Source organism: Falsiroseomonas sp. RANM36, from assembly GCF_056682175.1.
This window is the reverse complement of record NZ_JBWXTD010000003.1, coordinates 795,676-799,422: the sequence shown is the minus strand read 5'-3', so window position 1 is coordinate 799,422 and position 3,747 is coordinate 795,676. Positions and strand designations below refer to the sequence as shown.

The following is a 3,747-nucleotide window of genomic DNA, read 5'->3' as shown; positions in this document are numbered from 1 at the left end:
GGCTCTGCGACAGCCGCGCGGGCGGCGGGCCCGGCGCCTGCGCCGATGCCGCGGAGATGCGGGCCAAGGCGCGGCGCCTGCTGGCGGGCGATCAGGCGCTTGCCGAGGCGATGCGCGCCTTCCAGCCGCGAATCGTGGCCAGGTTCGACACCGCGCTTGCCGAACGGCAATGGGCCGCGATCCTCCCGCCGGCGGCCGACATGCCCGAACGCGCGCCCGAGCGCATCGTCGCATGAGGCGCTGGGTGTCCCGCCTGCTCGGGCGGCAGGAGATGCGCGAGCGGCTGATGCTGCTGGAAGCGCAGCTCGCCCGGCTTGCCGACGCCTCGGCCGCGCTGCGCGCCGAACTGGCCGCCACGCGCGCCGAACTGGGCGCGGCGCGCGCCGAGCACGCCGCAGCGCTTGCCGGACTGGCCGCGGCGCAGGACGCCGCGCAGCGCCGCAGCGCGGAGACGGTCGTGGCCCAGGTCGAGGAGGCCCTGGCCGGGCATGTCCACCGGCTCGACGGCTACATGGTCCACCATGCCGAACGCATCCTGGCCGCGCTGCCCGCACTCCGCCCGGCCGAGGATCGCGGCCCGGGGGCCGAGGCGGCGGCCCGGCCCGTGGATTTCAGCCGAGGTTGAGCAGGGACTCGACCCAGACCCCCGCATTGCCGAAGCCGATCACCTCGGCCCGACCGTCTCCGGTGACATCGGCGGCGAGGCGGGGGTAGCGGTCCTGGCTCTCCCAGCTTCCGGCGACGACGCCGAAGCCCTCCAACACCAACCTCGGCGCTGCGAAGCCGCCGGCACCGTCGGCCAGCGCGACCCACACCCCGGCATTGCCGAAGCCGACGACATCGGCCAGCCCATCGCCATCCATGTCGGCGAGCTGCCGCGGGAAGCGGTTCTGGCTCTCCCAGCTTCCCGCCTGCAGGCCGAAGGCACCGAGCATCAATTGCGCGGGCTGGAAGCCGCCATTCCCGTCGGCCAGCGCCACCCACACCCCGGCATTGCCGAAGCCATAGACATCGGCCAGGCCGTCGCCATTCACATCGGCGACGCCCCGCGGGTAGCTGTCCTGGCTCGCCCAGCTGCCCGCCACGAAGCCGAAGGCGTCGAGGGCGAGGCGCATCGGCCCGAAGCCGCCCGCGCCGTCGGCCAGCGCGACCCAGACACCCGCATTGCCGAAGCCGACCACATCGGCGCGGCCGTCGCCGTTCAGGTCGGCCATGGCGCGGGGGAACCGATCCTGGCTGACCCAGGATCCGGCCTGCAGGCCGAAGCCGTCCAGCACCAGGCGCATCGGCCCGAAGCCGCCCGCGCCGTCGGCCAGCGCGACCCAGACACCCGCATTGCCGAAGCCGACCACATCGGCGCGGCCGTCGCCGTTCACGTCGGTGACGCTGCGCGGATACTGGTTCTGGCTGAACCAGCTGCCGGCGACGAAGCCGAAATTGCCCAGTGCGAGGTAGGGCGTGTCGAACCCGCCGGATGCATTGGCGAGCGCCACCCACATCCCCGCATTGCCGAAGCCGAAGATGTCGGCGCGGCCGTCGCCGTTCACATCCGCGGCGCCGCGCGGATACTGGTTCTGGCTGGACCAGCTGCCGGCGACGAAGCCGAATTCGGTCAGCGCAAGGCGCGGGCCCGGCGGCGGATCCGCCTGCAGCCCGCCACCCTGGCCGAAGGCGACCCAGGCGGCGTCGTTCCAGGCCTCGCCGAGCTCGCTGCCGAGGCCCGTGCCGCCATGCTCCTGGATGCCGTCGGCGCCGGCGATGCTGAACTGCATGCCGCTCGCGGAGTCGCTGTATCCGCCGGTCAGCCGCACGCTGCCCGACGCCACCGCCGCCCCGCCCGGCACCGATTCCTCCGCCGTGATGCGGTAGCGGCCATGCGCGGTGGGGATGAGGCTGCCGACGTCGTAGCGGCTGCCCAGGTCGAACAGCCAGCCGCCCCACCGGTCGCCGGAATTCGCCTCGAACACCCAGGAGAAGCGCGTATCGGCCGCGACCGTCGCGGCATCGGCCTGCTGCGCGCCGGCCATGCCGAAGGCCATCCAGGCGAGGCCGGTCCAGGCGAAGTCCTGCTCGCTGCCGAGGCCGGCGGCGCCCGCGGCGGTGCCGGCGCCGTTGCGCGTGGCGAGGAACTGCGCGGTCTGCACGTCCCAGTACCAGTCCACGAAGACCTGCCCGTCCTCCAGCCCGAAGGCGGAGAGGTCCAGGCCGCGATCCTCCACCTGCAGGATGGTGTAGGTGCCGAAGGCCCCGGCAAGCGTGTCCCCGGCGGCATGGAGGCCGGCATCGGCGATGAGCGTGCCGCCCCAGGAATCCCCGCCGGTGGCCAGGAACCGCCAGGTGACGATGCTGTCCGCCCGCGGCGAGCCGATGCTCGACCGGAAGTTTGCAGCGGTCATGCGCCGGTTCTGGCGCAGCCGGCGTGAAGCCGCGGTTAAGCCGGCGCGGCGCCGCCCTTGGCATTTCGCCCGGTGGCGGCGATGAGGGCGCGATGATCGGCTTCCTCCACCGCCAGCTCTGGCAGCGCCTGCCCTATGGGCTCAGGCGCGCCGCGCTGTTCCGCGCCAGCGCGCTGGCGGCGCCGCGCATCGCCCGCGCCGCGCCGGCCACGCCGCCGCCGATCGTGGTGGGCGCGCTGCGCACCGCCTCGGGCCTCGGCATCTCGGCGCGGCTCTGCCTGGACGCGCTGCGCGCCGCGGGCGTGCCGGCCGCCGCCTGCGACGTGACCGAGGCGTTGCGCCAGACGGCGTCGCTGCCCCTGCCGGCCGCCGATCCCGATCCCGCCGCGGGCCGGGGCACGCTGATCCTGCATGTGAATGCGCCGCTGATGGGGCTGGCGATGCTCGCGCTCGGGCGGCGCCGCGCGGCGGGGCGGCGCGTGATCGGCTACTGGGCCTGGGAATTGCCGGAGGTCCCGGCGGAGTGGCGGCTCGGGGTGAGGCTGGTGCACGAGATCTGGGTGCCGAGCGCCTTCACCGCCGCCGCCATCGCGCCGATCGCCGGCGGCCGGCCGGTGCATGTGGTGCCGCATCCGGTGGCGCTCGCCCCCGCGCCGCCGCGCGCGCCGCGGCCGCCCGGCGCACCCTTCACCGTGCTGGCCGTGCTCGACGCCGCCTCCAGCCTCGCGCGGAAGAACCCCGAGGGGATGATCGCCGCCTTCCGCCAGGCCTTCGGCGACGATCCGGGCGTGCGGCTGATCATCAAGACGCAGCGCCTGGCGACCTTCCCGGCCGAGGCGGCGCGGCTGCAATCGCTCGCCGCCGGGCCCAACATCGAGCTCCGCGACGCCACGCTCGACGATGCCGGGATGGAGGCGCTGTATGCCGAGGCCGACCTGCTGCTCTCCCTGCACCGCGCCGAGGGTTTTGGGCTGACGCTGGCCGAGGCGATGCGACGCGGCATTCCTGTCCTCGCCACCGGCTGGTCCGGCAGCGCCGACTTCCTGGACACCTCGGTCGGCGTGCCGGTGCCCTGGACGCTCGTGCCCGCCGAGGACCCGCAGCGCACCTACCACTTCCCGGCGATGCGCTGGGCCGAGCCGGACATCGGCTTCGCCGCCGAGGCGCTGCGGCGGCTGCGCGCCGACGCGGCGCGGCGCGCCCCGCGCCGCCGCGCCCCCGCGGGATACGCCGCCCAGCCTTGGGCCGCCGCGGCCTAGGTCGCGCGGCGGCGGCCGGTCGGGGCGCCGGCGTGGACCGCGGGCGGCGGTGGGATTGGGGAAGGCGCGGGGGCGGCGGGCAATTCGCGCGG

Annotated in this window: 4 protein-coding genes; 3 read left to right on the top strand and 1 reads right to left on the bottom strand. The window is 75.1% G+C overall.

The annotated features are described in order from the left end of the window. Together AC1MIR_RS08565 and AC1MIR_RS08560 are read left to right on the top strand one after the other, a co-directional pair. Positions 1-236 (top strand): hypothetical protein (locus AC1MIR_RS08565; protein ID WP_480027758.1); only part of this gene is annotated, 236 nt, incomplete at its 5' end. After that, positions 233-625, top strand: coding sequence for a hypothetical protein (locus tag AC1MIR_RS08560; RefSeq protein WP_480027757.1), 393 nt, complete (start codon positions 233-235; stop codon positions 623-625). The genes AC1MIR_RS08565 and AC1MIR_RS08560, both read left to right, overlap by 4 nt. On the opposite strand, the gene AC1MIR_RS08555 is transcribed toward AC1MIR_RS08560, so the two are convergent. Beyond that, positions 612-2,396: an FG-GAP repeat domain-containing protein gene (locus AC1MIR_RS08555; protein ID WP_480027756.1), complete on the bottom strand. Its 1,785-nt coding sequence runs from the start codon at positions 2,394-2,396 to the stop codon at positions 612-614. The genes AC1MIR_RS08560 and AC1MIR_RS08555 overlap by 14 nt on opposite strands. Positions 2,397-2,488: 92 nt before the next feature. Here AC1MIR_RS08555 and AC1MIR_RS08550 point away from each other — a divergent pair, with 92 nt between their 5' ends. Further along, a complete protein-coding gene (locus AC1MIR_RS08550; RefSeq protein WP_480027755.1) occupies positions 2,489-3,655 on the top strand; it encodes a glycosyltransferase in 1,167 nt (388 codons plus the stop codon). The last annotated feature ends 92 nt before the right edge of the window (positions 3,656-3,747 follow it).

Excerpts from the sequence above, each read along its gene's own strand:
- AC1MIR_RS08560 (WP_480027757.1), top strand. The coding sequence starts at position 233 with ATGAGGCGCTGGGTGTCCCGCCTGCTCGGGCGGCAGGAGATGCGCGAG.
- AC1MIR_RS08555 (WP_480027756.1), bottom strand. The coding sequence starts at position 2,396 with ATGACCGCTGCAAACTTCCGGTCGAGCATCGGCTCGCCGCGGGCGGAC.
- AC1MIR_RS08550 (WP_480027755.1), top strand. The coding sequence starts at position 2,489 with ATGATCGGCTTCCTCCACCGCCAGCTCTGGCAGCGCCTGCCCTATGGG.